The 26378-nt window shown below is 70.9% G+C and carries 37 protein-coding genes; all 37 read left to right on the top strand.

Annotation, left to right across the window (positions count from 1 at the left end; genetic code table 11):
- The first annotated feature begins 29 nt into the window (after positions 1-29).
- Positions 30-2699, top strand: coding sequence for a MarR family transcriptional regulator (locus ACFYMU_RS30455; RefSeq protein WP_388380051.1), 2670 nt, complete (start codon positions 30-32; stop codon positions 2697-2699).
- Positions 2696-2890: a hypothetical protein gene (locus tag ACFYMU_RS30450; RefSeq protein WP_388380048.1), complete on the top strand. Its 195-nt coding sequence runs from the start codon at positions 2696-2698 to the stop codon at positions 2888-2890. The genes ACFYMU_RS30455 and ACFYMU_RS30450 overlap by 4 nt, the downstream gene beginning before the upstream one ends.
- A gap of 2 nt (positions 2891-2892) precedes the next feature.
- Entirely contained in the window at positions 2893-3138 is a 246-nt protein-coding gene (locus tag ACFYMU_RS30445; RefSeq protein WP_388380045.1) for a hypothetical protein, read from the top strand.
- 74 nt (positions 3139-3212) lie between these two features.
- Positions 3213-3728 (top strand): single-stranded DNA-binding protein, encoded by a 516-nt coding sequence (locus tag ACFYMU_RS30440; protein WP_388380043.1) that lies wholly within the window; start codon positions 3213-3215, stop codon positions 3726-3728.
- A 21-nt stretch (positions 3729-3749) separates the two neighbouring features.
- Positions 3750-3917, top strand: coding sequence for a hypothetical protein (locus ACFYMU_RS30435; RefSeq protein ID WP_388380041.1), 168 nt, complete (start codon positions 3750-3752; stop codon positions 3915-3917).
- Entirely contained in the window at positions 3914-4537 is a 624-nt protein-coding gene (locus tag ACFYMU_RS30430; RefSeq protein WP_388380038.1) for a hypothetical protein, read from the top strand. Before ACFYMU_RS30435 ends, ACFYMU_RS30430 begins: the two co-directional genes overlap by 4 nt.
- A gap of 41 nt (positions 4538-4578) precedes the next feature.
- Positions 4579-4818 (top strand): hypothetical protein, encoded by a 240-nt coding sequence (locus ACFYMU_RS30425; RefSeq protein ID WP_388380035.1) that lies wholly within the window; start codon positions 4579-4581, stop codon positions 4816-4818.
- A 95-nt stretch (positions 4819-4913) separates the two neighbouring features.
- Positions 4914-5135 (top strand): hypothetical protein, encoded by a 222-nt coding sequence (locus ACFYMU_RS30420; RefSeq protein ID WP_388380032.1) that lies wholly within the window; start codon positions 4914-4916, stop codon positions 5133-5135.
- Positions 5132-5515 (top strand): DUF6907 domain-containing protein, encoded by a 384-nt coding sequence (locus tag ACFYMU_RS30415; protein ID WP_388380029.1) that lies wholly within the window; start codon positions 5132-5134, stop codon positions 5513-5515. The genes ACFYMU_RS30420 and ACFYMU_RS30415 overlap by 4 nt, the downstream gene beginning before the upstream one ends.
- On the top strand, positions 5515-5712 hold the full coding sequence (locus tag ACFYMU_RS30410) for a hypothetical protein (RefSeq protein ID WP_388380026.1): 198 nt from the start codon (positions 5515-5517) through the stop codon (positions 5710-5712). Before ACFYMU_RS30415 ends, ACFYMU_RS30410 begins: the two co-directional genes overlap by 1 nt.
- Positions 5709-6086, top strand: a complete 378-nt coding sequence (locus tag ACFYMU_RS30405) for a helix-turn-helix domain-containing protein (protein WP_388380023.1) — start codon at positions 5709-5711, stop codon at positions 6084-6086. Before ACFYMU_RS30410 ends, ACFYMU_RS30405 begins: the two co-directional genes overlap by 4 nt.
- 4 nt (positions 6087-6090) lie before the next feature.
- Entirely contained in the window at positions 6091-6234 is a 144-nt protein-coding gene (locus ACFYMU_RS30400) for a hypothetical protein (protein ID WP_388380020.1), read from the top strand.
- An 8-nt stretch (positions 6235-6242) separates the two neighbouring features.
- Positions 6243-6767, top strand: a complete 525-nt coding sequence (locus ACFYMU_RS30395) for a hypothetical protein (protein ID WP_388380018.1) — start codon at positions 6243-6245, stop codon at positions 6765-6767.
- Positions 6764-7171 carry a hypothetical protein gene (locus ACFYMU_RS30390; protein ID WP_388380016.1) on the top strand — a complete coding sequence of 136 codons (408 nt, stop codon included), beginning with the start codon at positions 6764-6766 and terminating at the stop codon, positions 7169-7171. Before ACFYMU_RS30395 ends, ACFYMU_RS30390 begins: the two co-directional genes overlap by 4 nt.
- Positions 7172-7209: 38 nt before the next feature.
- The gene (locus ACFYMU_RS30385; protein WP_388380013.1) at positions 7210-7434 is read left to right on the top strand and encodes a helix-turn-helix domain-containing protein; all 225 of its coding nucleotides are present in this window, start codon (positions 7210-7212) and stop codon (positions 7432-7434) included.
- 271 nt (positions 7435-7705) lie between these two features.
- A complete protein-coding gene (locus ACFYMU_RS30380; RefSeq protein WP_388380010.1) occupies positions 7706-8281 on the top strand; it encodes a DUF4352 domain-containing protein in 576 nt (191 codons plus the stop codon).
- A 16-nt stretch (positions 8282-8297) separates the two neighbouring features.
- Positions 8298-8573, top strand: a complete 276-nt coding sequence (locus ACFYMU_RS30375; RefSeq protein ID WP_388380008.1) for an HNH endonuclease — start codon at positions 8298-8300, stop codon at positions 8571-8573.
- A gap of 4 nt (positions 8574-8577) precedes the next feature.
- Entirely contained in the window at positions 8578-9015 is a 438-nt protein-coding gene (locus tag ACFYMU_RS30370) for a hypothetical protein (RefSeq protein WP_388380005.1), read from the top strand.
- Between the two features lie 166 nt (positions 9016-9181).
- Positions 9182-9460, top strand: a complete 279-nt coding sequence (locus ACFYMU_RS30365; protein WP_388380003.1) for a hypothetical protein — start codon at positions 9182-9184, stop codon at positions 9458-9460.
- Positions 9396-10931 (top strand): terminase, encoded by a 1536-nt coding sequence (locus ACFYMU_RS30360; protein ID WP_388380000.1) that lies wholly within the window; start codon positions 9396-9398, stop codon positions 10929-10931. The genes ACFYMU_RS30365 and ACFYMU_RS30360 overlap by 65 nt, the downstream gene beginning before the upstream one ends.
- A gap of 10 nt (positions 10932-10941) precedes the next feature.
- On the top strand, positions 10942-11118 hold the full coding sequence (locus tag ACFYMU_RS30355) for a hypothetical protein (RefSeq protein ID WP_388379997.1): 177 nt from the start codon (positions 10942-10944) through the stop codon (positions 11116-11118).
- Positions 11115-12275 (top strand): phage portal protein, encoded by a 1161-nt coding sequence (locus tag ACFYMU_RS30350; protein ID WP_388379994.1) that lies wholly within the window; start codon positions 11115-11117, stop codon positions 12273-12275. The genes ACFYMU_RS30355 and ACFYMU_RS30350 overlap by 4 nt, the downstream gene beginning before the upstream one ends.
- Positions 12276-12288: 13 nt before the next feature.
- Complete coding sequence (locus tag ACFYMU_RS30345; RefSeq protein WP_388379991.1) at positions 12289-13137, top strand: HK97 family phage prohead protease; 849 nt, start codon at positions 12289-12291, stop codon at positions 13135-13137.
- Positions 13138-13278: 141 nt separating this feature from the next.
- Positions 13279-14697 carry a phage major capsid protein gene (locus tag ACFYMU_RS30340; protein WP_388379988.1) on the top strand — a complete coding sequence of 473 codons (1419 nt, stop codon included), beginning with the start codon at positions 13279-13281 and terminating at the stop codon, positions 14695-14697.
- Positions 14698-14754: 57 nt separating this feature from the next.
- On the top strand, positions 14755-15003 hold the full coding sequence (locus ACFYMU_RS30335) for a hypothetical protein (protein ID WP_388379985.1): 249 nt from the start codon (positions 14755-14757) through the stop codon (positions 15001-15003).
- A gap of 1 nt (position 15004) precedes the next feature.
- Positions 15005-15337, top strand: coding sequence for a hypothetical protein (locus ACFYMU_RS30330; protein ID WP_388379982.1), 333 nt, complete (start codon positions 15005-15007; stop codon positions 15335-15337).
- 16 nt (positions 15338-15353) lie between these two features.
- Entirely contained in the window at positions 15354-16187 is an 834-nt protein-coding gene (locus ACFYMU_RS30325) for a hypothetical protein (protein ID WP_388379979.1), read from the top strand.
- Positions 16184-16648, top strand: a complete 465-nt coding sequence (locus tag ACFYMU_RS30320) for a hypothetical protein (RefSeq protein WP_388379976.1) — start codon at positions 16184-16186, stop codon at positions 16646-16648. Before ACFYMU_RS30325 ends, ACFYMU_RS30320 begins: the two co-directional genes overlap by 4 nt.
- A 24-nt stretch (positions 16649-16672) precedes the next feature.
- Positions 16673-16879 (top strand): hypothetical protein, encoded by a 207-nt coding sequence (locus tag ACFYMU_RS30315; RefSeq protein ID WP_388379973.1) that lies wholly within the window; start codon positions 16673-16675, stop codon positions 16877-16879.
- Between the two features lie 3 nt (positions 16880-16882).
- Positions 16883-17869 (top strand): phage tail tube protein, encoded by a 987-nt coding sequence (locus tag ACFYMU_RS30310; RefSeq protein WP_388379970.1) that lies wholly within the window; start codon positions 16883-16885, stop codon positions 17867-17869.
- A gap of 7 nt (positions 17870-17876) precedes the next feature.
- The gene (locus ACFYMU_RS30305) at positions 17877-18383 is read left to right on the top strand and encodes a hypothetical protein (protein ID WP_388379967.1); all 507 of its coding nucleotides are present in this window, start codon (positions 17877-17879) and stop codon (positions 18381-18383) included.
- Positions 18384-18392: 9 nt separating this feature from the next.
- Positions 18393-18848 carry a hypothetical protein gene (locus ACFYMU_RS30300; RefSeq protein WP_388379964.1) on the top strand — a complete coding sequence of 152 codons (456 nt, stop codon included), beginning with the start codon at positions 18393-18395 and terminating at the stop codon, positions 18846-18848.
- Positions 18849-18978: 130 nt separating this feature from the next.
- Positions 18979-22104, top strand: coding sequence for a hypothetical protein (locus ACFYMU_RS30295; protein ID WP_388379961.1), 3126 nt, complete (start codon positions 18979-18981; stop codon positions 22102-22104).
- A complete protein-coding gene (locus ACFYMU_RS30290) occupies positions 22104-24554 on the top strand; it encodes a hypothetical protein (protein ID WP_388379958.1) in 2451 nt (816 codons plus the stop codon). Before ACFYMU_RS30295 ends, ACFYMU_RS30290 begins: the two co-directional genes overlap by 1 nt.
- An 11-nt stretch (positions 24555-24565) precedes the next feature.
- Positions 24566-24961: a hypothetical protein gene (locus tag ACFYMU_RS30285; protein WP_388379955.1), complete on the top strand. Its 396-nt coding sequence runs from the start codon at positions 24566-24568 to the stop codon at positions 24959-24961.
- Complete coding sequence (locus ACFYMU_RS30280; RefSeq protein ID WP_388379952.1) at positions 24958-25464, top strand: hypothetical protein; 507 nt, start codon at positions 24958-24960, stop codon at positions 25462-25464. Before ACFYMU_RS30285 ends, ACFYMU_RS30280 begins: the two co-directional genes overlap by 4 nt.
- A gap of 70 nt (positions 25465-25534) precedes the next feature.
- The gene (locus tag ACFYMU_RS30275; protein WP_388379949.1) at positions 25535-26353 is read left to right on the top strand and encodes a hypothetical protein; all 819 of its coding nucleotides are present in this window, start codon (positions 25535-25537) and stop codon (positions 26351-26353) included.
- Positions 26354-26378 lie beyond the last annotated feature (25 nt).

Below are 26378 nucleotides of genomic sequence, written 5' to 3'. Positions count from 1 at the left end.
GGCACCACGGGAAACGGAAGACCACGTTCGTGAACACCACCACCGGGCCACTGGCCGCAGACCCGGACATCATCCGGGCATGGCTCGCCTCCCGCTTCGAGGCGCCGGGCCTCGTCTCCCTCTGCTCCAAAGGGAACTGGACCGGGATCCAGACCGACGACCTCGACCGCGCCGTCGCCTGGGCCCTCGAGCAGGACCGCGCCGGAGCCGAGGGCATCTACTGCCGCGTCACCACCGTCACCAGCCGCTTCCCCGCCGGCACGCGCGGCAGCGCCCGCGACTCCCGCGCGATCGTCGGCATGTGGTCCGACATCGACTTCGGCAACGACCTCCACAAGGCGACCGGCCTACCCGCCGACGCCGACGAGGCCCGCGACATCCCGCGGTTCGCGAAGCTCCCCGAGCCGACCCGCGTGGAGAACTCCGGCGGCGGCCTGTACGCCTGGTGGGAGTTCGAGCAGCCGCTCGTCATCGGCCAGGACATCGGCTTCGACGAGGCTGACGGGCTCGCCGGGGACTGGCAGAACATCCTGCATGCCGGCGCGAAGACGATGGGCCTCGGCTACGGCACCGGGGTCAAGGATCTGGCGCGGGTGCTGCGCCTGCCCGGCACCGTCAACCGGAAGCCCGGCCGCACTCCCACGCTCTGCCAGGTCGTCGAGGACACCGGCATCCGCTACAGCCTCGACGACATCCGGAAGCTGGCCGCGGACCTGAAGCCGAAGCCGAAGAAGCGCACGGCACCCAAGCCGTCCGCACCCCGCTCCAAGGCGTCTCGCCCGGGCCCGGCGGGCGGGCGCGGCCCGATGGAGATCCTCGGCGATCACGCATGCTGCGGCGAGATCCTCATGCATGCCGGCGCCACCTACGCCGAGCAATATCCGGGCACCTGCTCCTACTGCGGCAGTGGCTGCCAGCGCTGGAACCGGCCCGGCTGGGACGAGACCTGCTCCCGGGACGGCATCGCCGTCCACAAGGAAGGCGCCGCCGTCACCATCCGCAGCGACAACTTCCCCGGCATCATCGCGTCCGCGATCGGCCACGTCCTCTCCCCCGGCCAGTTGTTTGCCGCACTGCACCACGGCGGCGACGAGTCCGAGGCGTCCCGTGACATCATCCGCGCCGCCCACGGCCGCGACGGAGCGACCACCGCCGCCCGAGCCCTTCCCGCGGAAGTCCTGGAAGACGTACGCCAGGCCACCGCCCGCGACGAGGACGACCAGCCCGAGCAGCCCGGGTCCGAGGAGACCGCCGAGGACGAGCCAGAGGCCCCACCCGCTGGGTCCCCCGCCGCGCTCCTCGCGGACTTCCTCGAGCAGCTGCAGAAGTACGTGCACCTGTCCGACCACGGGCACGTCATCTTCGCCCTCGCCGTCGCCGTCTCCTCCGACCTCGACGGCGAACCCCTATGGGGAATGCTCGTCGGCCCGCCCTCCGGCGGAAAGAGCGAGGCCGTGAAGGCACTCGACGAGATCGCCGACGAGCACGTCGACGACATCACCGGCCCCGCCCTGCTGTCCTGGATGCCCGGCAAGAACCCCAAGCCGGCCGGGATCCTCACCCGCATCCCGAGCCGCGCGTTCGTCACGATCAGCGACTTCTCGACGGTCCTCGCCACGTCCGACCGCGGCGGCCGCGACACCCTGTTCGCCCTGCTGCGCCGCGCCTACGACGGGCACGTCGTCCGCGAGGTCGGCAACAGCCCGCGTCCGCTTACATGGACTGGCCGGCTCACGCTGCTCGCTGCCGTCACCCCGGCCATCGACAACTTCTCCTCCCACACCGACGCCCTCGGTCCGCGCTGGCTGTACTGCCGCCTGCCCGAGACGGACAACGACCACAAGAAGGCCACCGTCCGCAAGCGCCGGAAGATCGAGGGGCTTGCCGAACTGCAGGCCGAAGCCCGGCGCCGGGCGTCCGCGCTCGTGCGTGCCGCCCGCCGGGTCGTCCCAGACGTCGACCTCGACGACAACATGTACGACCAGCTCGAGGACGCCGCCATGCTCACCTGCCTCGGCCGCGCCGCCGTACCACGCCACGCCTACGGCAAGCGCGAGATCGACGGCATCCCCGTCATCGAGGAACCCGCCCGCGTCACCGGGCAGATCGTGTCCCTCGCCAAGTCCTTGCTGGCGCTCGGCGTCCCCCGGGGCCAGGCCCTGGCGCTCGCCGGGAAGTGCGCCCTCGACACCGTGCCCCAGGCCAGGCTGATGATCCTGCGGCACCTGGCGCAGGGAGAGGCGCTGACTGTGTCCGAGGTGCGCCGCCGCACGGGCTTGAACCGGCACGTGGCCCGACGCGCGCTCGAGGACATGGAGGTGCTCGACCTCACCACGTGTCTGCGCAGCCAGCAGGACGAGGAGACCGAGGAGACCGGCTTCCCGTCGACCAACCCATGGCAGTTGGGCACGGAGAAGGCGCTCGTGGTCGCGGTGTTTGACGCGCAAGCAGCAGCCGAACAAGAGAGCGAATCCGAGAGCTCTCCCTTGGCACGAAGTGTTGGTTTCCAAACCCCAACCCCCCAAGAAAGAGACCTTAACGATCTTGGAAATCGCTCGTCAGAGGCTTCCGGTACGCGCGCAACCCACACTTCGGGCCAAGCAACGTCCCAGGCAGCGCCACCCCCAGCGCCCGAAGGCGCCGGACTGTGGGACGCGCCGCTCGAAGAACCCGACGACTACTGGGCCGAGGCGTCGTGAACGTCGACGACATCGTCGCCGCCAAGATCGAGGCCGCCCGGTTCCGTGCCGAGAACGCCAAGCGCCGGCGCGCAGCATTCGCCGTCGCCCGGCAGCGCGGCCTCGCCGCCCGCCACGCCGCCAAGCTCCGTAACCAAGCCGCCAAGAACTTCCTGGGATCCCAGGAAAACCCCACCACCAAGGAGAACTGACCATGGACCTGCAGGCTCTCGCGGCAGACCTGATCTCCCGTACCGAGAAGGCAGTGGAACAGGTCGCTGGCCTCTCAGCCCACACCGGCATCACCTTCAAGGTCACCGACATCGTCGACGCTGTCGAACGCGACCTTCCCGCCGGCTACCCCGCGCCCACCGCGGACGGCGCTCTCACGCGTCGGGACGTCATCAAGTCCATGGCGGAGGACGTTCTCAGCGGCGCGATCTACGAGGACCACGCCTGACCCGCACGACACCGGCCGGGCCCGCGGATATCGGGCCCGGCCTCCCACCCAGCACACCACAGAAGGAGTCCGCCATGGCAGGCGAGACCGTGATCACCGTCGTCGGCAACCTCGTCGACGACCCCGAACTCCGCTTCACCCCGTCCGGCGCCGCGGTCGCCAAGTTCCGCATCGCCTCCACCCCGCGCGTCTACGACAAGCAGGCCAACGAGTGGAAGGACTGCGACGCCCTGTTCCTCACCTGTTCGGTGTGGAGGCAGGCCGCCGAGAACGTCGCCGAGTCCCTCGCCAAGGGCGTGCGCGTCATCGTCCAAGGCCGCCTCAAGCAGCGGTCCTACGAGGACCGTGAGGGCGTGAAGCGGACCGTGTACGAGCTCGACGTCGACGAGGTCGGTCCGAGCCTCGCCCGGGCCACCGCCAAGGTCACCAGGAACCCGAGCGGCGGCGGACAGCAGCAGGGACGTAATTCATCTGAATCACGTGACCCGTGGGCCAGCGCCCGGCCCGCCAACGGTCAGCAGCAGGGCGGCGGGTGGTCAACCACCCCGCCCGCGGCACCGGGCGCCGGCCCCGACGAACCCCCATTCTGACCAACCCGAAGGGACACGACCATGACCGAACACGAACTCCAGCTGCTCGCCATCGGCTTCACCCTCGGCATGTACGCCATGCTCATCGCCGAGATCATCCGCGGCCTACTCGACGAGCGGCGTGACCGCAAGGCCCGGCGCGCCGCCGAGGCCAAGCTGAAGGCCGCCGAGGAAAGGGCAGCGGCGTGACCGCCTCCTGCGGCCTGTGCGAGCGGCAGCTGGAGCACGGCTACCTGTGCCCCGGCTGCATCCTCGGCACCGCCCGGCGCCTCGACCGCATGCCCCGCCTGTACGAGGCCCTCGCCGCGTTCCTCCACCCCGGCGGCCGCCGCCCCGAATTCGGCCGCACCCGGCCCGCAGAGGCGCCGCTGCCGGTCTCCGAGCCGGTGTTCAACCTGCGCGGTCCCGGCGGCATCGTTGGCGTCCTGGAGGACTGGCGCTCAGCGATGCAGGCCGACCGCGGCTGGGGCGAGCCCGCCATCGAGGGCGACACCGCCCGCCGCATCACGGTCGCCGCCCGCGCCCTGGAGCACAACCTGGAGTGGATCGCCGCGGCCTGGCCGATGGCCGGCGCGTTCGCCGAGGAGATCCGCGGCCTCGAACGGGACGTCGCGTCGATCGTGAACCCGCCGGAGCCATCGCTGAGGCTCGGGAACTGCCCGGCCGTGTACGAGGACGGTGTCGTGTGCGGGGCCGTCCTGCGGGTGCCGGCGGGGACGGCGGAGGTCGTCTGCCGGTGGTGCGGGTGCGTGTACCCGCCGGAGACCTGGCTGCAGTTGAGGGAGATTCAGGCCGCGGAGTCGGCGTGAACACCTTGAGTCCAACACCGGTGTTGGGTAGAGTTGCGGTGATGGAACCCAAGTCATGGCGCGACCGGGTCCGCGACGAAGACGAGCTGTTGGCGCAGCTCAACCAAGCCGCCTCCGAGTCAGCCTCCCGACGAGCCGAAGCCCTACGCGATGGCGTAGCGGAACTCGGCTCCGTCGCCGAGGTCGCCCGCGCCCTCGGCAAGAGCTGGCAGGCCATCGACCAGGCCATCAAGCGAGACCAGCGCAAGAAGGCGCCCAAGCCGGACGCCACAACCGAATAGACAGCGAGGGCCGGACAGCAGCTCCCAGGTGTTGGCGCACCCGGGGCGATCGCACCGCCCGACCCTCCAGCCCACGAACGAGACAGGACCTCGTCATGGACCACCAGCACAGTAGCGCGCCCGCACGCGCGCTGATCACCCCCACCGAGCCCGCCGACCTCGACGTCGCCATCCGCGTCGCCCAGCGCATGCTCGCCACCTACGGGCAGCCCGCCTACAGCGACGCCGGCGCCGTCGCCCAGGCCCACGGCGCCCTCACCGAGTCCCTCCGCATCCTCCTGCGCTCCCTCGGCGCCGAGGCGGTGGACGCCCGATGACGCAGCACCTGCCCCGCACCGTCGCCGTCAACGTCCTCGTCACCAAGGCCCTGGAAGTCGACGAACCCGAGTGGTGCGTCGGCCACCGCGCCGACCGCGCGAACTTCAAGGTCGACATCGAGCACAACGGACCCGAGACCTTCGCGACCTTCGAGACCCGGCTCGGCACCCTCGAGTACCTGCGCGCCTGGATCACCCACCGCCCCTACGCCACCCTGCCCCCCGAGCCGCTGCCCCTCGTCACGGTCGAGATCGACGGCGATGCCGTCTCCCTGGAACCCGACCAGGTGCGTGCGTTCGCCGCGGCGACCCGTACGCACCTCGATGTCCTCGAGCGCCTGGCCGATGACGCCGACCGGATCCGCGGGGGTGGCCGCTGATGTTCGGCCTCGGCAAACGCCCCACCACCCCGGGCCCCTACGCCTCCACCCGCGACCAGGAGCGCGCCGCACGCCGCCAGGCCCGCGACGAGCAGGCGGCGGCCAGCCGGCGCGCCGGGCACCGCGCACGCGTCCTCCGCGACGGCGACACGGCCGGCCAGTCCAGCCGCCGCCGCTGGTTCGGGGGTGCCCGGTGACTGAGCTGTCCCGTGAGCTGCGCCAGGTCCTCGTGCGCCACCTCGCCGACGCGGGCAAGAACGCGTCGGAGATCGCCGCTGAGCTGGGGATCTCCCGTCACACCGCGCGCAGGGACCTGGAGAAGACGCCCGACACCGCACCCGCGCCGGCCGCCCCGGATGAGCCGGCCGGTGAGCGGCCGGTGAGCACCGGCGCGCGGCCCGGGCCCGAGGGCCTGAACCTGCCCCCGAGCGAGCAACTCGGGAAGGACCTGCGGCTCATCGCCGTCTCACACAAGCGGCCTGCGGAGGCCGTCGCCGCCGAGCTGCTGCACGCCCACGCGGAGGCCATCCGCGCCCGTGCGCGCGCCCGGTTCGCCGCGGCGAGGACGTAGGGCCGTGCTGCCCGCGTTCTTCGCCGCCTGCGCTGTCTGCGGGCTGGCCGGGCTGTGCCTGGTCAGCCCCCGCGACGTTCCCCGCGTCACCGGGACCGTCGCGTTCATCGTCACCCTCGCCGCGCTCGCCGTGGCCATCGTCCGATAGGGACCCGCATGACCCCGCTCCACATCCCCACATACGGCATCGTCACCCTCGGCGGTGTCGTCGTCGGCCTCTCCCTGTTCCTGTGGGACGCGGCCCGCTGGTGGGCCGACCACCCCAAGAAGCGCTTCAGCCTCAAGGCCCTGCGCCGCCTCGCCCCGACCCTGCTGTGCCTGGCGTACGGCACCCTGCTCATCCTGTCCGCGGGCGGCATCATCGGCGCCGCCGCCGACTGGTCCCTGTGGGGCTCCAACCACGCCGGGGAAGTCGGCCTCGTGTACGGCTTCGGCAGCACTAGCCCCGACGTCACCCGCACCCACCAACTGGCGCTCACCCCCGGCGGGCACGCCGTCGTCGTGCTCGCCACCGTCGTCCTCGTCGCGGTCGCCTCCCGCCGCGGGTGGCGGTGGGACCTCGTCCGCCCGACCCTGTCCGGGATCAGCCTCGGCCTGGCCAAGAGCGTCGCCGGCGCCGCCGGCCTGATCCTCGCCCCGGTCGTCTCCACGCTCGGCGACCTCGTAACGGGGCTGCTGTGAGCCCGCGCGCGGCCGACGCGGGCCGCCGCATGTGCTACGGCACGTGGATGCTCCTCGAAGGCTGGGGGCACTGGCTGTCCGCAGCGAGCCACGCCGACCGGCCCGGCCTGGTCCGGCTCGGCGTCACCGGCCGGCGCCTGGCGGGCTCCCTGTTCGCGGTCGTCTTCTACGGATCGATCCTCCAACGGGCCCCGTACCTGATCTACGCGGTACCGGTCGCGTGGGCGTGGTCCGCATGGCAGATGTCCGAATCGTCCGCCACTCCCCCACCGGCAGCGGTACCCCCTTCCGGCGACGTCCTCGCAGGTGAGACAGACGAAATCGCGAGAGTGGTCCGGGGGCCAGAAGGGGTTACGTGCATCATCCACCCAGTGAGGGAGGAGGCGCCTGCCGACCCGAAGTGAGCGCCCCCGCCGCCGTATCCGTGCCGCATCATGGCCCCATGGAGTCGCACGCCACCCCTTCGTACCGGTGCACCACACGCGAGGCCGCCGCACTGCTCGGCATCCAGCCGGGCAGCGTCCGCCAACTCGTCCGCCGAGGCCGGCTCAAGCGCTCCGGCGGCACGCCACGCAACCCCTGGTACGCCCTCTCAGACGTGGCCGCGCTCCACGCTGAACGGCAGCAGCCCGCACCGCCGCTTGACGCGCAGGTCAGCACGGTGTAACGATCTCGGTGAACAACTGTGCCCTCAACCGGCACCACAGACACACGACAAAGCCCCGGCCCGGTCCCCCCGGCCGGGGCTTCGTCGTGCCAGCCGTCCGCCGCCTGGCGATGAGACCAGAGAGGTCTCACTCCGCGACAACAGGGCACGGGTCGCAGGGTGTGCGGGCGACCAGGCGGCGGACCCACGTCACAACACGGCCACACCACACGCACCCAGCCTCCGCGCGGCGCCATGATGCCCCCTCAGCCACACCGTCCTTGGGGGGACCATGCGCACCCGCACAACCGCCTGCACAGCCCTGCTCGCTCTCGCAGCCCTCACCACCGGCTGCAGCAGCGGCCAACCCGCACCACGCGTCACCGTCACACAGACAGCCACCGCCACACCCAGCACAGAGGCCACCACCGGCGCCACCACCGGCGTACTCAAGATGGGCGCCACGAAGACCATCAACGACGCCGCAACCGGCGTACACGCCACCGTCCAGGCCATCGAGTACCAGCAGCCCTACAAAGGCCCCCAGCCCGCCAAGCCGGAAGACTTTCAGGGCGGCGACATCTGGGCCACCGCCAAGGTCAAGGTCTGCAACATCAACGGCACCGACTTCAGCGTCGACCAGCTCCCGTGGTCACTTGCCTACGAAGACGGCACCACCATCAAGGCCACCGGCTCCACTGGAGGCGACATGCCCAAGCCGGAGTACCCGATGGAGAAGACACTGACCCCCGACCGCTGCGCCGCCGGCCTCATCGCCTACCCCGTCCCCAGCAACAAGCGGCCCGAGCGGCTGGTGTACCAGCCCGGCAACGGCCAGCCAACCGAGTGGGCCATCCCCAAGGCGTAGACACCAGGAGGCGCCCGTGGCTGGCAACCCCCGCAACGGGCGCCCCTACCGCCGACTCTGCGCCTGGCTCCGCGCCCAACGCCTCCCCTGCTGGTGGTGCGGCCACGAGATCGGCTACGGCCTGGACGCCCGGCACCCACTGTCGTTCACCCTCGACCACCAGGTCCCGCTGTCCAAGGGCGGCAGCCTCCTCGACCGGGCCAACGCCCGCGCCGCACACCGGCGGTGCAACAGCAGCCGCGGCAACCGGACGACGCCACGACGACCGGAGCGCGCCTCACGGAGGTGGTGACACGGTGCTGTACGTCATCACCGGCCCCCCGGCCGCGGGCAAGTCCAGCTGGATCGACGCGCACGCCAAGCCCACCGACATCGTCATCGACCTCGACCGCATCACCCTGGCACTCACCGGCCCGGGCGCGCCGCAGTGGAACCATGCTCCTATCGCCAGCAAGGTCGCCCTGCGCGCCCGTTACGCGGCCATCGACGAGGCTCTCAAGCACCTCGACGAGGTCGACGTGTACCTGATCCACACCATGCCCAGCGCCAAGTGGCTGGCCCGGTACCGGCGCCACGGTGCCAAGGTCGTGGCCGTCGACCCAGGCCGCACCATCGTCATGCAGCGCATCGAAGCCATGCGCGACCCCGAGATGAGACGGGTCGCTACACGCTGGTACCGGTCACGGCGGGCGGCCGCAGACACCCCGCGAGCAGGCCGAGTGCTGGAGTGGTGATCATGAGCCGGGCCATTCTTGGAGGAGTTCCCGGGCGACCCAAACGCCCTTGTCGCCCGATTTTTTGCGCGGCCCGGATTGAAGATCAACTTCACGCGAACTGAGTTCGACCCATTTAGCGGCGGTCACTCTGAGTGATGTAACTCTGCGTGAAGGGCGGGTGATCATGGGCGCCGTGACCGACGCGATCACCGTCGAGGTTGAGAACCTGAGTGGACACCATACCGCGCCTGGCCTCGCCGAACTAGCCCTTGCGCTGGCGCGGTCCATCGACGACACCGACGCTGCGACCGCTCGTGCCGTGGCGGGCCGCGAGCTACGCGCCGTGATGGCAGACCTGCGCCGTCTGGCTCCCGTCGAGGCGAAGGGGGACGCTGTCGATGACATTGCTGAGCAGCGAGCGAAGCGCCGAGCAGCTGCTCGCGAGCAGGCCGCCGGAGGATGACGGCCGCGTCTACGGCTGGCAGCGGCCGCCGATCGAGGTCGCGCCGCCGTCGGTGACGAGCGCGGGCCAGGAGGCGATCGACCTGGCGGCCCGGGCGGGCCTGTACCTGGACCCGTGGCAGCAGCACGTGCTGCGCGTCGGCATGGGCGAGCAGGCGGACGGCAGTTGGGCGTCGTTCGAGGTCGCGGTCAACGTGCCGCGGCAGAACGGCAAAGGCGTGATCATCGAGGCCCGGGAGCTGTGGGGCCTGTTCATCGGCGGCGAGGAGCTGATCCTCCACAGTGCGCACGAGTTCAAGACGGCGAAGAACGCGTTCAAGCGGATCGAGCGCCTGATCCGGCAGACACCTGACCTGCACAAGCGTGTGAAGACGTACCGGCAGACGGTCGGCGAGGAAGGCATCGAGCTGCACACGGGGCAGCTGCTGCGGTTCATCGCCCGCTCCAAGGGCTCCGGCCGTGGCTTCACCGGGCACTGCAACGTGATGGACGAGGACATGATCCTCGGCGACAACGAGATGGACGCGCTGCTGCCGACGATGGCGGCCGTCGACGATCCGCAGATCTGGTACCTGGGCAGTGCCGGCATCGGCGCCCCGTCCGTGCAGCTGGGGCGTCTGCGGCGCCGGGCGCTGGCGGCGATCGAGGCGGGCAGCCAGGATCCGTCGCTGGCCTACATGGAGTGGTCGGCCGATCCGCACCTGGACGAGTGCTCGCAGGACTGCGACAAGCACGACGACGCCGACAGTGACGAGGCGGTGCTGAAGTCCAACCCGGGCGTGGGCTACCGGCTGACACTGGAGAAGGTCGCGCGGGAGCGGGCCACGCTCAGCGCGGCCGGCTACGCCCGTGAGCGGCTCGGTGTGGGCGAGTACCCGTCCGACGAGGCGGACACGTGGCAGGTCATCGGCGAGGAGGTGTGGCGGGCCCTGGCGGTCGCTGACGCGGAGCGCTCGGCGCCGGTGGCGTTCGCCATCGACATGACGCCGGAGCGCAGCCATGCGGCGATCTGTGCGGCGTTCCGGTGGCGTGGCGGCGTGCACGTCGCGGTGGTCGAGCACCGGCCGGGGGCGGGCTGGATCGTGGAGCGCGCCAAGGAGCTGCACGGGAAGTGGGATCCGCGCTGCTGGGTCATCGACCCGGCCAGCCCGGCGGCCTCGCTGATCCCGGCTCTGGAGGACGACGTCGAGGGCTTGGGCGTCGAGGTGGTCAAGCCGAAGGCCCGTGAGATGGCGGCGGCCTGCGGCCAGTTCTACGACGCCGTGGCGACGCAGTCCCTGACCCACTTCGACGAGGCGCCGCTGGCGTCCGCGCTGGCGGGCGCACAGAAGCGTGATCTCGGTGACGCGTGGGCGTGGGCGCGGCGGACTGTGGGCGTGGACATCAGCCCGCTGGTGGCGGCGACGGAGGCCGCGTGGGGTCTTGGCGTCGAGGTCGAGGACGACGTGGACCCGCTCGACAACATCCTGTGAGGGAGGCACCGTGACCTGGCCGAAGATGCTCGGCGCTCTGGCGGACGCGGCCGGCTGGGCGGCCGCCCGCCTGCCCGGCGCCGCCGGGGCCCTGCTCGTGTCCTGGGCGGCCGGCATGGTGTACCTGCCCGCTGGTCTGGCGGTCGCCGGCACGTTCTGCCTGCTGGCCGACTGGAGGCGACGGTGAGCCTGTTCTTCTCGCGGCGTGAGCAACGGGGCCCGTTCCCCGAGCCGCCCATCCCGCGCCCGACGAGCGCCTGGACGTTCGACCGGGTCAACCTCGCGCAGACCGAGGCGAGCCTGCAGAAGGTGGCCGTCTGGTCGGCGGTGGACCTGATCGCGTCCCTGGTGGCGACCTTGCCCGTCGACGTCTACGAGGGCACGGGGTCCTCCCGGCGGGAGGTTGCGCCTCCGCGGATCCTGGAGGATCCCTCGGGCGAGGGCTACGGGCTGGGCGACTGGGTGTACCAGTACATGATGTCGCTGCTGCTGCGGGGCAACACCTACGGCAAGACCGCCGAGCGCGACCGGCTGGGCAACCCGACGCAGATCGTCCTGTACCACCCGGACGAGGTGCAGGGCTGGCGCGACCTCAAGACGGGCCAGCCGACGTGGCGTGTGTGCGGTGAGATCCTCGAGGCGGCGGACGCCGGGGACATGTGGCATCAGCGGGCCTACACGGTGCCCGGGCGGCTGCTCGGCCTGTCCCCGGTGCAGCACCACGCCACGACGATCGGGCTGGGTATCGCGGCTGCGCGGTTTGGTCGGCAGTGGTTCGAGGACGGCGCGCACCCGTCGGGGCTGCTGACGAACGAGCAGGCCCTGAAGCCGGAGCAGGCGCGCACGGCGAAGGAGCGGTTCATGGCCGCGCTGCGCGGCACCAGGGAGCCGGTGGTGCTGGGGCAGGGCTGGAAGTTCCAGGCGATCCAGGTCGCGCCGGAGGAGTCGCAGTTCTTGGAGACGCAGAAGTACACGGCCGCGGAGTGCGCGCGGATCTACGGGCCGGGCGTGCCGGAGATCCTCGGCTATGAGACGGGCGGGTCGATGACCTACGCGAACGTTGAGCAGCGCAGCCTGGATCTGCTCACGTACTCCCTGGACCGGTGGCTGGTGCGCACCGAGCGGATGTTCTCGTCGCTGCTGCCGCCCGCCCAGTTCGTGAAGATCAACCGCGGGGCGCTGGCCCGCACCGACCTGCTGACGCGGTTCAAGGCGCACGCACTGTCCCTGCAGAACCGGTGGGCGGTGCCCAACGAGGTGCGCGACCTGGAGGACATGCCGCCCACCGCGTGGGGCGACGACCCGGTGATGGAGGCCGCGCCGACGGTGCGGATCGGAGACTGACAGGAGGGGCGCTGTGAGCGTCAAGAGCGACCGGGCCAAGACGTCCGGGACCGAGCGGCGCGCGTTCCCCGTGCAGCTCGAGGTGCGCGCCAAGAAGGGCGCCGGCAACGTGTCCACGATCCAGGGTTACGCCTCGGTGACCGAGCAGCCCTACGAGATGTGGGACTACCTGGGCGCCTACAGCGAGGTCATCCGCCGGGGTGCCTTCGCCAAGACGCTGGCTGAGACCCCGCAGGTGCAGCTGCTGCTGAACCATGGCGGGCTGGCGATGGCGTACACGAAGGCCGGCAGCCTGCGCCTGGCGGAGGATGCCAGCGGTCTGCACATGGAGGCCGACGTCAGCGCCAAGCGCTCCGATGTCGCCGACATGCTGGCGGCCCTCGAGGAGGGCAGCGTGGATGAGATGTCGTTCGCGTTCCGGGTGACCCGCCAGCAGTGGTCACCGGACTACGACCAGCGCGACATCACCGAGGTCGACCTCCACCGCGGCGACGTGTCCGTGGTCAATTTCGGGGCGAACCCCGCCACCTCGGTCGGGGCGATGCGCGCGCTGCAGGTGCCCGCCCTCGCGCGCTCCCACGTGGCCGGCGCGGTCCGCTCGGCGCTGCTGCAGCGCGCGGACGGCCCGCTGTCGCCCACGGCGATCGGCCAGATCTACCAGGTCCTCGGCCTGGTCGTGTCGGCTGACGAGGCGGTCGACGAGGCGCAGATGATCCTCGCCGGTCTGCTCGGCATCCCCAACCCGGACCCCGACGATCCCGCCGGGGCCGAACCTGCCGAAGAGGTGCCCGCGATTCCGGCCATGCTCGGCGCCCGGCACCCGCTGTCCCTGTACCTGGCTGAGGCCGACCTGCTGGCCTGAGCCCTTTCGCCTGCATCACCTGACGCGCCGGAGTCCACGCCGGAGCGCCCTGCGGCATGCCCGCGCGGCGCCACCACCTGGGCCACCACCCCGACGGCACGCGGGCGCGACCCAACCATCACCCCATGAAGGGAGCGAGCCATGCTCGCCTACCTGCGTAAGCAGATGCAGAGCGCGCTCGAGGCCCGGGCCGCGCTGAAGTCCGAGATGGACGCCATCCTCGCGGCACCCAAGGCCGAGAACCGGGACCTGACCGACGCCGAGGCCGGGACGTTCAGCGAGAAGCGCGACGCCCTGAAGACGGCCGACACGGAGATCGAGCAGATCCAGGCCCGCATCCAGGACCTGGAGGAGGACGAGAAGCGCGAGCGGCGCGCGGCCGAGATCCTCGCCCGGCACGGCCAGGCCGGGGAGCGCCGCGAGCGTGCCACCGTCCTGTCGGAGCCGGAGACGTACCGCAGGGGCGGGCAGACGTCCTACTTCCGTGACCTGTTCCGCGCCCAGATGAAGGGCGACTCGGGCGCCATCGAGCGCCTGGGCCGCAACGACCGCGAGGTGGCCGACCACCTCCAGCGCATTGCCCGCGGCGCCGAGCAGGCGCTGGAGGGCATGGAGGCCCGTGCCCTCACCACGACGGACGGCGCCGGCGGCGAGTTCGTCCCGCCGCTGTGGATGGTCAACGACTACATCGCGCTGGCGCGCGGCGGCCGCGTCGTCGCCGACCAGGTGCGGCCGATGGCGCTGCCCCCGGGCACCGACTCCATCAGCCTGCCGCGCGTCGCCTCCGGCACCGCCGTGGCCGAGCAGACCACGCAGAACACCGCGGTGCAGAACACGGACGCCACCACCAACTCGGTGACCGCGAACGTCACCACCATCGCCGGCCAGCAGGTCATCGCGCAGCAGCTGCTGGACCAGTCCCCGATCAACATGGACCAGATCCTGCTCGCGGACCTGGCGGCGGACTACGCGGTCAAGGCGGACACGTTCGTCCTCAACAACAACGCCACGAACAAGGTCGGCCTGCTGAACGTGTCCGGCCTCAACGCGGTCACCTACACCGACGCGACCCCGACCACCGCCGAGCTGTACCCGAAGGTCGCGGACGGTATCCAGCAGATCCACACCGGGCGCTTCCTGCCGGGTGACAAGATCTTCATGCACCCGCGGCGGTGGGCGTGGTTCACCGCGGCCGTCGACACCGTCGGACGGCCGCTGGTCACCCCGCTGGCGAACATGCCGCAGAACGTCCTCGCGCAGATGGGCAACGTCGTCTCCGAGGGCCTCGTGGGCACGCTGCAGGGCCTGCCGGTCTACGTCGACCCGAACATCCCCACCAACCTGGGGGCGGGCACCAACGAGGACCGCGTCATCATCCTGCGCTCCACCGACGTCATCTTCTTCGAGGGCACCCCGCAGGCCGAGGCGTTCCGCGAGACGAAGGCCGACCAGCTCAGCGTGCTGCTGCGGTTCTACAACTACGCGGCGCTGCACGCCTCGCGCTACCCGAAGTCGATCTCCGTCATCTCGGGGACCGGCCTGGTCACCCCGACGTTCTGAGCCGTACCGGGCCCGGGTGGCTGACGCTGCCCGGGCCCCGTCTGCAGGGAGGAAGACATGCCCGAGAACCAGACGGCGACCAACGTGCGGACCGGGGAGACGGTCACCACACTGGTGCCGACCGCCGACGAGGCATACGTGGCCGCGCTGCTGCGCGAGCGCGAGGGATACGCCCGCCACAGCCGCGGCGAGCGTCTCGCCGCCGTGGACGCCGAACTGGCGCGCCTGGGCGCCGGCGTGCCCGGCGGCCGGGAGACCGCGGTCGAGTCCCGGCCGCGCCGCACGGCCCGCAAGCAGGGAGGCTGACATGGGCGCGCTCCTGGTCGCGGCTGCCTCCGCAGCCCGCACCACGTCCGGGAACTCGGGGACGCTGTCCGGGTTCGGCGACTGGACGAAGTTCCGTGCAGCCCTGAACGTGACCGCTGCCTCGGGCACCACGCCGACGCTGGACGTGGTCATCGAGGACAGCCTCGACGGCGGCACCACCTGGTTCACCGTCGCCACCTTCAGCCAGAAGACCGCGGCCGGCACCCAGGCACAGGACGTCACCGGCGTGTTCAGCGACACGCTGCGGGTGCGGTGGACGATCGGCGGCACGTCACCCAGCTTCACCTTCGACGTGCGGCTCTACGGCAAGTGAAGTGAGGTGAGCGGCTGTGTCGTTCGATCTGGGTGACACCGTCCGCCTGGCCGCGGAGTGCCGGGATGCGGCGGGCGCCCTCACCAACGCCACCACGGCGGTGCTGACCGTCACCCTGCCCGACGGCACCACCGTGTCCCCGGCGGTGACCAGCCCGCCCGCCGTCACCGGCCAGTACACGGTGGACTACGTCACCACCCAGGCGGGACGGCACGGGGTGCGCTGGGTGTTCACCGCGCCCGGCTCGGCGTACACGGACGTGTTCGACGTCCGCGACGCGGCACCGCCGATGCTGTTCTCCCTCGCCTCGGCCAAGACAAAGCTCGACATCCCCGCCACGTCCACGGGCGACGACGAGGAGCTGCGCGAGTTCATCGAGGCCACCACCCAGTGCGTGGAGTACTTCGTCGGCGCGGTCGTGCGCCGCACCGTGCAGCAGGTCGTCCCGGGCGACCGGGACGCCTGGGTGCTCCACACGACACCCGTCCTGACGGTGTCCGCCATCACGCCGCTGCAGACGTGGCAGCAGGCCATCGACCCGAGCGTCCTGGACATCGACACCGTCGCGGGCATACTGCGGCGCACGGACGGCCTGTACTTCTTCGCCGGCGACTACCGCATCACCTACACCGCCGGCCGGGCCGCGGTCCCGCCGAACGTGAGCCTGGCCGGGAAGCTGATCCTGCAGCACCTGTGGCGCACCAACTACGGCGCCGCGCGCGGCCTGACCGGGGTCGGCGGCGGCGAGGACTTCTCCGTCACCGAGCAGGTCCCCGGGCTCGGCTACGCGATCCCCAACCGTGCGCTGCAGCTGCTGCAGGGCGACCGCGACATGGGGGGCTTCGCATGACGACCTCCCGCGTCCCGGCCGCCGTCGACGCGCTGCTGGCGATCCTGCGCGCGGCGCCCGGCCTGGCCGGTGTGACGATCGTCGACGGCCCGCCGGTGGTCAACCTCACTGCGCTGAAGCACGTGTTCGTGGGCTGGCAGCCATCCGCCGAGGCGGCCGTCTCCCTCGAGCAGTCGTTCAACTCGGCTGGCGCCCGCACCCGGGACGAGACGATCACGATCTCCTGCTACGCCGAGGCCCGCGCCGGCGACACCGACATGCAGGCCCGCCGCGCAGAGGTGTTCGCGCTGCTCGGCGAGGTCGAGACGGCGCTGCGTGCCACGAACAGCGCGCCGACCGCGCCCACGCTGAACGGGACGGTGCTGTGGGCGCACCTGACCGCGGGCGACCTGACCCAGGTGCAGGCCGAGGGCAGCCTCGCCGGGCTCGCTTTCACGGTGACCTGCCAGGCCCGTATCTGACCGATCCAGCAGAGGAGTTCCGTCATGGCGCGTGTGCGCTACCTGGGGCCGGAGCCGGTGACCGTGCCCGAGCTCGGCGACCGTCTCGTCCACCCGGACGAGGTGGTCGAGGTGCCCGACGCCCGGTTCGAGGGCTACGTGTGCCAGCCCGCGAACTGGGGGCCGGTCGAGGAGCCCGGGGCTGGGGCCTCGAAGAAGACCGCGGCCAAGGCGCCGCAGAAGGAGGGCTGATCCATGGCGATCGGATCCGGACTCGGCGCCCAGCTCGGCATCGCGGCCGAGTCCGCCTACGGCACGTTCGTGGCGCCGACGAAGTTCGTGGAGTTCACGAAGGAGAGCCTCGCTCTCAAGAAGACGACCGCGCAGTCCGCGGGCATCGCGGCGGGGCGGCTGCTGCCGCTGTCGTCGCGGCGTGTGGTCACCCAGCGGGAGGCGTCCGGGTCGATCGACCTGGAGGTCACCAACAAGGCCATGGGGCTGCTGCTGCAGGCCCTGATGGGCACGAGCGTGACGCCGGTGCAGCAGGCCGCGACGACGGCCTATCTGCAGACGCACACCCTCGCCGACACCGCGGGCAAGAGCCTGACGATCCAGAAGGGCGTGCCGCTCGCCAGTGGCACGGTCACCGACAAGACGTTCCTGGGCTGCAAGGTGACCAGCGCGGAGTTCTCGTGCGAGGTCGGCGGCATGCTGATGGCGTCCTACGAGTTCGACGCGAAGGACTGCGACGAGACGCAGACACTGGCCACGGCATCGTACCCGGACATGTCGGTGTTCCACTTCGGGCAGATGGCGCTGAAGACGGGCACGTTCGGTACGGAGGCGGCCCGGGACGGCATCCGGAAGGTGTCGGTGAAGATCGAGCGGCCGCAGGCGGTGGACCGCTTCTACGCGGGCCAGGCCGGGCTGAAGAAGGAGCCGATCTCAAACGACCAGGTGAAGATCACCGGGTCGATCGAGATGGACTACGTCGACACCACCCTCGACGACCTGTTCACCTCCGACGGTGCGACGTCCCTGGTGTGGGAGTTCGTGGGGCCGATCATCGCGTCGACGTATGCGGAGACGTTCCGCATCACCCTGCCCGCAGTGAAGCTGGACGAGGGCCCGCCGACCGTGGACGGCTTCGGCGTGGTCAAGCCCACCCTCAACTTCACGGGCCTGTACGACGGCACGAACCAGCCGAAGATCGAGTACATCTCGACCGACGTCTCGCTGTGAACCGGCCGTGACCCGCGATGTACGGATCCTGGGCACCGGCAGCCTGCTGGAGCTGTCACGGCGCCTGCGGGCTGCCGGTGGCGAGAACATCCGCCAGTCCATGCACCGCCGTATCCGGCGGGCCGCCGAGCCGCTGCGCGACGACCTGCAGTCCGCGATCCGCGGGCTGAACATCCGCAGCCAGGGCCGCAGCACACGGCCCGGCGGCCCCTCCCCCAACGGCCGCCCACTGCGGGAGACGATCGCCGCGGCGATCCGCATCAGCGTCCGCACCGGCGCCAGCCCGGGCGCCACCGTGTGGATCGACAAGGGCCGCATGCCGCCCGACCTGAAGAACGTCCCCACCCAGCTGAACCAGGGCCGACTGCGGCACCCGGTGTTCGGCAACAAGCGGCGCTGGGTCAACCAGTACGCCTCGCCCCCCTGGTGGGACTCGACCGTCCGCCGCCACCAACCGCGCATGGAACGCGAGGTCGCCCGGATCCTCGACGACGTCCGGCGCCGCCTCGAATAGGAGCACCCGTTGATCATCGAGTACACGCCCGAGGGCGGCGACACCCAGCGCCTGGACGCCGGCAGGCTGCGCGCCTCCGAGATCCAGGCCGTCGAGCGGACCGCCGACGGCCGCTGGGACGACATCAAGGCGGCGATGCGTGAGGGCGACATCAACGCCCTGCGCACCGTTGCCTGGATCGTCAGGAAGCGCACCGAGCCCACCCTGCGGTACAGCGACTTCGACCCGTTCGAGGACGAGTTGCGCCTGCGCCTGGACGCGCGCGAGACCCGCGCCTACGCCGAGGGCATCGTCGCAAAGTACGGCCAGGACCCGGAGCAGCTGGCCGAGGCGTTCGACGAGCTGCGCGATGCGGCCGCGGACCGTGAGGCGTGCGAGCAGGCGATCGCCGACGTGACGGCCCCAAAAGCCCCGGTCCCCGAGCCGGAGCCGGAGCTGATCCCAGCTTCACCGAGCGACGGCTGACCTACCTCCCGCTGTTCGGCCTGTACCTGCACTACACGGCGCGGGATGTAGACGAGCTGACCGAGGGCGAGTTCGACCTGCTCACCGCCTGGATCGACAACCACCAGGCCCAGATCCGCGGAGGTGAGTGATGGCGCAGCGTCTGCGGTTCATCCTCGACGGCGACGACCAGCTCTCCCGCGTCCTCAACCACGCCGGCGACTCCTCCGCACTCCTGCACCGTCGCCTGAACGACGACATGGACGCCAACAGCCGGGCGGTGAACCAGTTCGTCCGGCATACCGACGGACGCCTGCGCGACCTTCGGGGCCGGTTCGTGTCGGCCGCCGACGCCTCACGTCTGCTGGGCTCCGGGATGCCGGACCTCACCCGCCGCCTGGGCGACGTCGGCACCGCGGGCGGGGACGCAGCAGCCAGCCTGGGCCGCTCCGGCGGCGGTCTGTCCGGCGCGCTGATCGGCGTCGCCGCCGTGGCCGGCATGTCGCTGCTGCCCGCGATCGGCGCCGTGGTGCCCGCGATGGCAGGTGCCGCGGTGGCGGCGGGCACTCTCAAGCTCGGCTTCGCGGGTGTCGCGGATGCTCTCGATGCGCAGACGAAGGGGCAGAAGGAGTACGCCGAGGCCCTGAAGAAACTGCCGAAGCCAGCCCAGGATTTCACCAAGGCGCTGGTCGGGCTGAAGGGCGAGTTCAGCGGGATCGGCAAGAAGGTCCAGGCCGCGATGTTGCCCGGCTTCACCAAGGCCGTGCAGGCGGCCGGGCCCGTCGTGAAGATCCTCGGCCGGTCGATGACGGATCTCGGCGGCGCGTTCGGCAAGGCGGCCGAGGGCGTGGGCCGGCTGCTGAAGGACTCGGGGTTCCAGGCTGACCTGCAGACCAACCTCAAGCTGGGCACCCAGTTCATCCAGGACATGACCGCGGCGCTGGGACCGCTGGTCCGCTCCGTCCTGGACTTCGGTGCCGCGTCCGGGCCGACGCTGAAGGCGTTCACGGACGGCATCACCGGCCTGCTGACGAAGGGCGTGCCCGGCTTCTTCGAGGGGCTGACGCCCGGTATCGGTGGCGCGGCGAAGATGCTGGACGGCCTGTTCTCGGCGGTCAACAGCCTGCTGCCCGCCATCGGTCGGCTGGCGGGCGAGATGGGCCGCACCCTGGGCCCGATCTTCGGCGAGACGTTCCGCATCCTCGGCGACGCCGGCGCCAGCGCCCTGGACGCCTTGGCGGGCGGGATGAAGGCGCTGAGCCCCGTGTTCAAGGACTTGGCGTTCGGGCTGAAGACCATCACCGACCTGGGCGCGATCATCGGCCCGACCATGGCGGACACCGGCCTCGCGATCATGGGGGCGTTCGCCCCGATCGGCGACGAGGTCAACAACGCGGTGGGGCCGCTGCAGCGCCTGAACCAGTGGATCAACGACAACAAGATCGGGATCCTGGAGATCGCGCGGATCTTCGGCAGCGTCATGATCGACATGACGGGTGCTGCGATCCAGGCGGTTCCGCCGATCATCCGCGCCTGGAAGATGATTGCGGTCGGGGTCCTGGAGTCCATCGGTATCGCCGTCAGCGCGAGCGCGAAGTTGTGGGGCTGGGTGCCCGGCATCGGCGGGAAGCTGAAGGACGCCAACCGGGCGTTCGACCGGTTCAAGGACGGCTACATCGGCACCCTGAACACCGCGGAGAAGAAGGCCAGCGACTTCGCCGCTGCGGCCGGGCCGAAGCTGGCTGCCGGCAAGCTGAAGCTGGACATCAACAACTGGAGCCAGCAACTGGCCGAGGCCAAGCGGAAGCTGGCCTCTGTCCCGCCGAGTAAGCAGGCCGCGCTGAAGGCGACGATCAGGGACCTCGAGGCCAAGGTGGCGTCGGCAAAGCGGCAGCTGAACTCGCTGGACGGGAAGACCGCTCACACCTACATCTACAGCACCAAGGTCAACACGACGATCTACCGAACGAAGGGCTCGCTGCACGACGTCGTGGGCGGGTACGCGAGCGGCGGCCGGCCCGAGGCGGGCGAGGTGGCGTGGGTCGGTGAGGACGGTCCGGAGCTGATGCGGTTCCGGGGCGGCGAGGAGATCTACGACCACCGCACGTCGATGGCGATGCTGCGCGGCGCCCCGACGGCCGGCATGGGCATGGACGCCGGGCGCGGACTGGTGCAGGGCCTGCTGGGCTCGCAGGGCCTCGTGCAGCAGGCTGCGGCCCGCATGGCTGCGGCCGTCACTGCGGGCGTGCGCACGGAGCTGGAGATCGCCTCTCCGTCGAAGAAGATGCGGGCGCTCGCGAAGGACATCGGCGCCGGTCTGATCAAGGGCCTGACCGGGTCCCGCGACAAGATCAAGGCGGTGGCCGCGGACCTGGCCAAGGACATCCGGGCGGCGTTCTCCGGGCGCAAGGAGTCCAGCCTGATCCGGATGGTCGACCGGCAGACCAAGCGGCTGCTGGACGCCGCGGCGAAGCGCGACAAGATCGCGGCCACGATCGCCGCGGCGAAGCGGTTCGCGTCCGACGTCACCGGCAACGCCCGCGAGGGCGCCGGTCTGGCCAACCTCGGCCTGGAGCCGGAGCAGGTCACCGCGGGCCGCATCAAGGCGGGGCTGGCGTCGAAGCTGGCGCAGATCAAGCAGTTCACGAAGTACATCGACATCCTCGCCAAGAAGGGCCTCAACAAGGGGCTGCTGCGGCAGATCCTCAACATGGGCCCGGAAGCCGGATACGCCTACGCCTCCGCCCTGGTGGGCGCGGACAAGGCGACGTTCGCGTCGATCAACTCGCTGCAGACGCAGATCGACAAGAGCACGACCACACTGGGGCAGGTCGGCGCGGACCGCCTGTACGACTCCGGCAAGAACGCGTCGAAGGGGTTCCTGAAGGGGCTGGAGTCCCAGCAGAAGGACATCGAGAACCTGATGTTGAAGATCGCCAAGGGCATGGAGAAGGCGATCAAGCGGGCCCTCGGGATCAAGAGCCCGTCCACGGTGATGGCGCGGCTGGGCGCCTACTCCACCGAGGGCCTGGCCCGCGGCCTCGTCGACGGGATGCCCGTCCTCGACCGGTCGCTCGCTGCTGTGGCCGGGCGCGTCTCCGCAACCCGTCCGGTCATCGGCCGTCCCGCGGTGACGGGCAGGGGCGGCGGGGTGATGCAGGTGCAGGTCGATGTGCACGGGGCGACGGACCCGGTCGCGACGGCGCGGGAGATCCGCCGCCAGCTGCTGGAGCTGAAGCGGGTGCACGGCCTCAACATCAGTCTGGGGGTGGCGTGATGCCGCTGCTGGTGGAGATGGGCTGGGGCGGCCTCGTGCAGGCCCCGGCCACCATCACCTGGACCGACATCAGCACCTACGTCGACGGCATCGTCCGCGGCGTCACCGTCACCCGGGGCGCCTCGGACGAGCTGTCGGAGACGCAGCCCGGCACGGCCACCCTGACCCTGGACAACCAGGACGGGCGGTTCACGCCGGGCAACGCCGCCAGCCCGTACTACCCGTATGTCCGGCGCAATGCGCCGATCCGGATCAGCGTGGCAGTCATGCCGACCGTGTCCGGGTCGGCGCCCTACCCGCTGGCCATGCTCGGCGACGACTTCGACGACGGCCGCGTGGACAGCACGCTGTGGCCGACGAACACCGGTGGCGCCGGCGTGGAGACCGCCGAGCGCCGCCTGCGTATCACCGTGGCGCCCGGCGTGGACACGAACTTCACCAGCGCCCGGCAGTGGACGCTGGCGGGCAGCAAGCTCACCGCGAAGCTCACCGCGGTACCGGCGGCGAACGGCTCGTCGAACTGCGCCGCGAGCATGTGGGTGCTGTCCGCCACGTCCGGCACGCGGATCGGGTGGCGGTACGACGCGCTGATCGGTGTGCTCGCCGCGATGTCGCAGACGGGTTTCGCGGACGGCAGCCCGACGAACCTCACGTACTCGGCGATCGACCACGCGTGGCTGCGGGTGCGGGAGTCGGCGGGCACCGTGTACTGGGAGACCTCCGGTGACGGCGTGGTGTGGACGGTGCGCCGCTCGCTGGCCACCCCGGCCTGGGTCACCGCCGACACACACGCGGTGGACTTCCCCACCACCCGCACCGGTGGCACCTCCGGCTACATCGAGTGGGACCTGGTCGGCGCCACGATCAAGCCCCGCTTCTACGGCATGGTCAACGAGTGGCCGGTGGACTGGGAGGGCCTCAGCTCCACGGTCACGATCAGCGCGACGGACCTGTTCAAGCGGCTCAACCGGCTGCCCGCCCTCCGCTCGATGGTCGCCGAGGAGATCCAGCAGCTGGTGTCGGTGGCGTACTACCCACTCACCGAGCCCGCCGACTCCACCACCGCCGGGGACCTGTCCGGCAACGGCCTGCCCTCGATGGCCATCACCCAGGCCGGCGCGGGCGGCACCCTCACCATGGCCGCCGGGGACGGCCCACCAGCCACCGGCGAGACCGCACCCGCGTTCGCCCCGTCGTCGGCGACCGCCGGGAAGTACCTGGCAGTCGACATGGGCGCGGCCGCCCAAGCGCGGCTGACCGCCAACCAGCCTGCGATGGAGGCGTGGTTCAAGACCACCGTCACCGGCCGGGCGATCCTCTCCCTGTACTCGGCCGACCTGCAGTACGTGCACCTGCTGTCCCTCTCGGCGACCGGCGCCATGCAGATCGAGTGGACCACGACCGGCTCCTCCACCCTCACCGTGGAGACCGTGGCCGGTGCGAGCGGTCTGGCCGACGGTGCCTGGCATCACGTCGTCTACGACCAGCGCATCGGCGCGGTATGGGTCGACGGCGTCGAGGTGGACGCCACGCTCGCGGTCACCGTGGGCGCCGACCAACGGTTCCTCCACGTGGGCGGCTACCGCGGCACCCGGCTGTGGGACGGTTCCCTCGCCCACGTCGCCGTGTACGGGACCAGCGGCACCATCGGATCCGCCCTGGCCACCCACTACGACGCCGGCGCGAACGGGTACGCGGGCGACAGCGCCGATACGAGGATGGCGCGGTTCGCCTCCTACGTGGGGCTGATCGACATCACCATCCAGGGCAGCACCCACGACCCGATCGCCTCGCAGGGCCCGGCCGGTACGCAGGTCGTCGCCCGCATGCGGGAGGTGGAGACCACCGAGTCGGGGAAGCTGTTCGCCGCCCGCGACCAGTTCAACATGACGTATCAGTCGCGGGATGTGCGCTACAACCCGACCCCGGCCGCCGAGGCGTTCACCATCACCTACGCCGACCTGGAGCCCGGCACCAACTTCGCGGATGACGACCAGAAGATGGTCAACCAGGTCGACGCCTCCCGCCCGGGCGGCGCCACCCAGCGGGTCCAGGCAGCCGATTCGGTGACGGCGTTCGGCCCGTACCCGCGGACCCTAGACATCCTCAAGACGTCCGACAACAGCGTGCTGGACGCCGCGTACTGGATGGTGTCCCGCTACGCCGACCCGGGCCCGGAGCTGCGCGAGGTCGCGATCGAGGCGTACACGATGGCCACCTACCAGGCCATCCTCGACGCCGACATCTCCAGCTACTTCACCGTCTCCGGCCTGCCCTCGCAGGCCCCGGTGTCTTCGGCGCGGGTCACGGTCGAGGGCTACACGGAGACGCTCAAGGAGCGCTCGCACCGGATCCAGTTCCACACCAGCGCCTCGTTCACCGACTCGGTGTGGGTCCTGGACGACTCGACGTACTCGGTCCTGGACTCCACCACCCGCCTGGCCTACTGAGAGGGGACGCCGTGCCCGTCGCCGTTGTGCGCGCCGAGACGTTCTACCTGCCGGCACCACCCCAGCCCCCGGACCTGTGGGCCGGCGTGCCTGCGGCCGAGCGGGTGTGGCGGTGGTACGAGGCCCGCATGGGCCGCCGCGTCGTCCCGCCCGCGGGCCAGGTGGACAGCACCTACTGGGCCCGCATCAACCAGAACCGATGGGTGGGCGACTGCGTGTGCGGCTCCGCGCAGGTCGTCTCCCCCACCGATCCGCGCTACGCGTGCACCGAGTGCGGGTGGGGCTGGGCGACCCTAGTCTTCCCGCCGGACCCGGCCGCCGTGGAGGCCGCGCTCGCCGACCTGCCCCCGCGCCTGCGGAACTGGTGGAACGACCTCGACCCGAACAACCCGGGGGGTGTGGCATGACGTTCGCCCCGCGTACCTGGGTCGTCGGCGAGACCGTCACCGCGGCGCTGATGAACCAGGAGATCCGCGACCAGTGGAACACCGTCCTCGGCGCGTGGACCGCGTACACGCCGGCCTGGACCGCGGTGACGACCAACCCGGTCCTCGGCAACGGAACGTTGGTCGGGCAGTACATGAAGATCGGCCGGACCTGCCACCTCATCATCACGCTGACGACCGGGTCCACCACCACCTACGGCACCGGCTTCTGGCGGCTGAGCCTCCCCTTCCAGGCGGCCAGCGGCACGCCCGGTGTCCTGAACTGGGCGTACTCCACCAGCGCCGCGAACAACTTCATGATCGGCTCCTCGGTGCTGCCGTCGTCCACCTCCACCAGCGACAACATCTGGATGCCGAACCAGGCCACCACCGGTGACTGGAACGTGATGAGCGAGACGTCGCCCTACGCGCCGGCGGCCGGCTACATCCTGCGCGGCTGGGGCACCTACCAGACCGCCACCTGACCCGCCTTTCCCTACGCGCCCCGAGCCTGCTGGCCGGGGCCTTTTTCATGCCCAGAAGGGGGCCCCGCCCATGACCTCAACTCCTGCTTGGCGCCGCCTGGTCGACCACGTGATGGCCGTCCCCGAGCGCATCTACGAGCACTGGTCCAGCACCGTCGGCTGGGACAACCACACGGTCTTCGGCCAGCAGTACGGCTGGGACGGCGTGGCCTGGTGCTGCATTTTCGACTGGGACATGTACAGCGACTGCGGCCTGGCCGCCGTCGTGCCCAAGACCGCCAGCGTGGCGGGCATGACCGCGTGGGCGAAGCAGCACGGCCAGTGGTCCGAGTATCCGAGCGTCGGCGCGTGGGTCGACTTCGGCGGCGGCTCGCACACCGAGATCGTGGTCGGCTTCGATGCGGACACCGTGTACACCAAGGGCGGGAACTCGGTGAAGGCCGGCGCCTCGGACAACGGGCAGGGCAACGGTGTGTGGTCCCACAGCCACGCCCGCCGGTCCTCTTACGTGACGGGCTACTTCGCGCCCCGCTACCCGGACGGCGTGTGCCCGCCGACCGCGGACCCGAAGGACCCGCGCGGCGGGAAGGCGGTCACGTCCTGGCGCTGGTCGCCGACGCTGACCTGCCCGCCGTTCCCCGGCCGGCAGTACTTCAAGCTGGGCGCCGCCAACGACTACGCGCTGCAGCTGCAGACGTGGCTGCAGCGCGGCGGCTGGGGACCGGCGTACCGCGTCGGCCCGTCCCGCACCATGACCGCCCTGGACCTGGCGAAGGTCCGGGCGCTGCAGGAGCACTACCTCGCCGACCTCGGCCCCGCCGACGGCCTCACCGGCCCGAAGACCTGGCAGTACGCCTGGCAGGTCGCGCACGGCCTCCGCAAGAAGTAGCCCCGCCGCTGATCCGGAAGGACCC

The organism is Streptomyces sp. NPDC007264 (genome assembly GCF_042869095.1).
GTDB lineage: Bacteria > Actinomycetota > Actinomycetes > Streptomycetales > Streptomycetaceae > Streptomyces.
Note: the sequence above shows the minus strand (reverse complement) of the source record. Positions and strands in the feature narration are given on the sequence as shown.

Coding starts and splice junctions, on each gene's coding strand:
- ACFYMU_RS30365 (WP_388380003.1), top strand. CDS start 9,182: ATGGGCGCCGTGACCGACGCGATCACCGTCGAGGTTGAGAACCTGAGT.
- ACFYMU_RS30415 (WP_388380029.1), top strand. CDS start 5,132: ATGACGCAGCACCTGCCCCGCACCGTCGCCGTCAACGTCCTCGTCACC.
- ACFYMU_RS30315 (WP_388379973.1), top strand. CDS start 16,673: ATGGCGCGTGTGCGCTACCTGGGGCCGGAGCCGGTGACCGTGCCCGAG.
- ACFYMU_RS30330 (WP_388379982.1), top strand. CDS start 15,005: ATGGGCGCGCTCCTGGTCGCGGCTGCCTCCGCAGCCCGCACCACGTCC.
- ACFYMU_RS30340 (WP_388379988.1), top strand. CDS start 13,279: ATGCTCGCCTACCTGCGTAAGCAGATGCAGAGCGCGCTCGAGGCCCGG.
- ACFYMU_RS30295 (WP_388379961.1), top strand. CDS start 18,979: ATGGCGCAGCGTCTGCGGTTCATCCTCGACGGCGACGACCAGCTCTCC.
- ACFYMU_RS30320 (WP_388379976.1), top strand. CDS start 16,184: ATGACGACCTCCCGCGTCCCGGCCGCCGTCGACGCGCTGCTGGCGATC.
- ACFYMU_RS30335 (WP_388379985.1), top strand. CDS start 14,755: ATGCCCGAGAACCAGACGGCGACCAACGTGCGGACCGGGGAGACGGTC.
- ACFYMU_RS30360 (WP_388380000.1), top strand. CDS start 9,396: ATGACATTGCTGAGCAGCGAGCGAAGCGCCGAGCAGCTGCTCGCGAGC.
- ACFYMU_RS30435 (WP_388380041.1), top strand. CDS start 3,750: ATGACCGAACACGAACTCCAGCTGCTCGCCATCGGCTTCACCCTCGGC.
- ACFYMU_RS30410 (WP_388380026.1), top strand. CDS start 5,515: ATGTTCGGCCTCGGCAAACGCCCCACCACCCCGGGCCCCTACGCCTCC.
- ACFYMU_RS30440 (WP_388380043.1), top strand. CDS start 3,213: ATGGCAGGCGAGACCGTGATCACCGTCGTCGGCAACCTCGTCGACGAC.
- ACFYMU_RS30380 (WP_388380010.1), top strand. CDS start 7,706: ATGCGCACCCGCACAACCGCCTGCACAGCCCTGCTCGCTCTCGCAGCC.
- ACFYMU_RS30445 (WP_388380045.1), top strand. CDS start 2,893: ATGGACCTGCAGGCTCTCGCGGCAGACCTGATCTCCCGTACCGAGAAG.
- ACFYMU_RS30275 (WP_388379949.1), top strand. CDS start 25,535: ATGACCTCAACTCCTGCTTGGCGCCGCCTGGTCGACCACGTGATGGCC.
- ACFYMU_RS30310 (WP_388379970.1), top strand. CDS start 16,883: ATGGCGATCGGATCCGGACTCGGCGCCCAGCTCGGCATCGCGGCCGAG.
- ACFYMU_RS30385 (WP_388380013.1), top strand. CDS start 7,210: ATGGAGTCGCACGCCACCCCTTCGTACCGGTGCACCACACGCGAGGCC.
- ACFYMU_RS30395 (WP_388380018.1), top strand. CDS start 6,243: ATGACCCCGCTCCACATCCCCACATACGGCATCGTCACCCTCGGCGGT.
- ACFYMU_RS30420 (WP_388380032.1), top strand. CDS start 4,914: ATGGACCACCAGCACAGTAGCGCGCCCGCACGCGCGCTGATCACCCCC.
- ACFYMU_RS30425 (WP_388380035.1), top strand. CDS start 4,579: ATGGAACCCAAGTCATGGCGCGACCGGGTCCGCGACGAAGACGAGCTG.
- ACFYMU_RS30290 (WP_388379958.1), top strand. CDS start 22,104: ATGCCGCTGCTGGTGGAGATGGGCTGGGGCGGCCTCGTGCAGGCCCCG.
- ACFYMU_RS30280 (WP_388379952.1), top strand. CDS start 24,958: ATGACGTTCGCCCCGCGTACCTGGGTCGTCGGCGAGACCGTCACCGCG.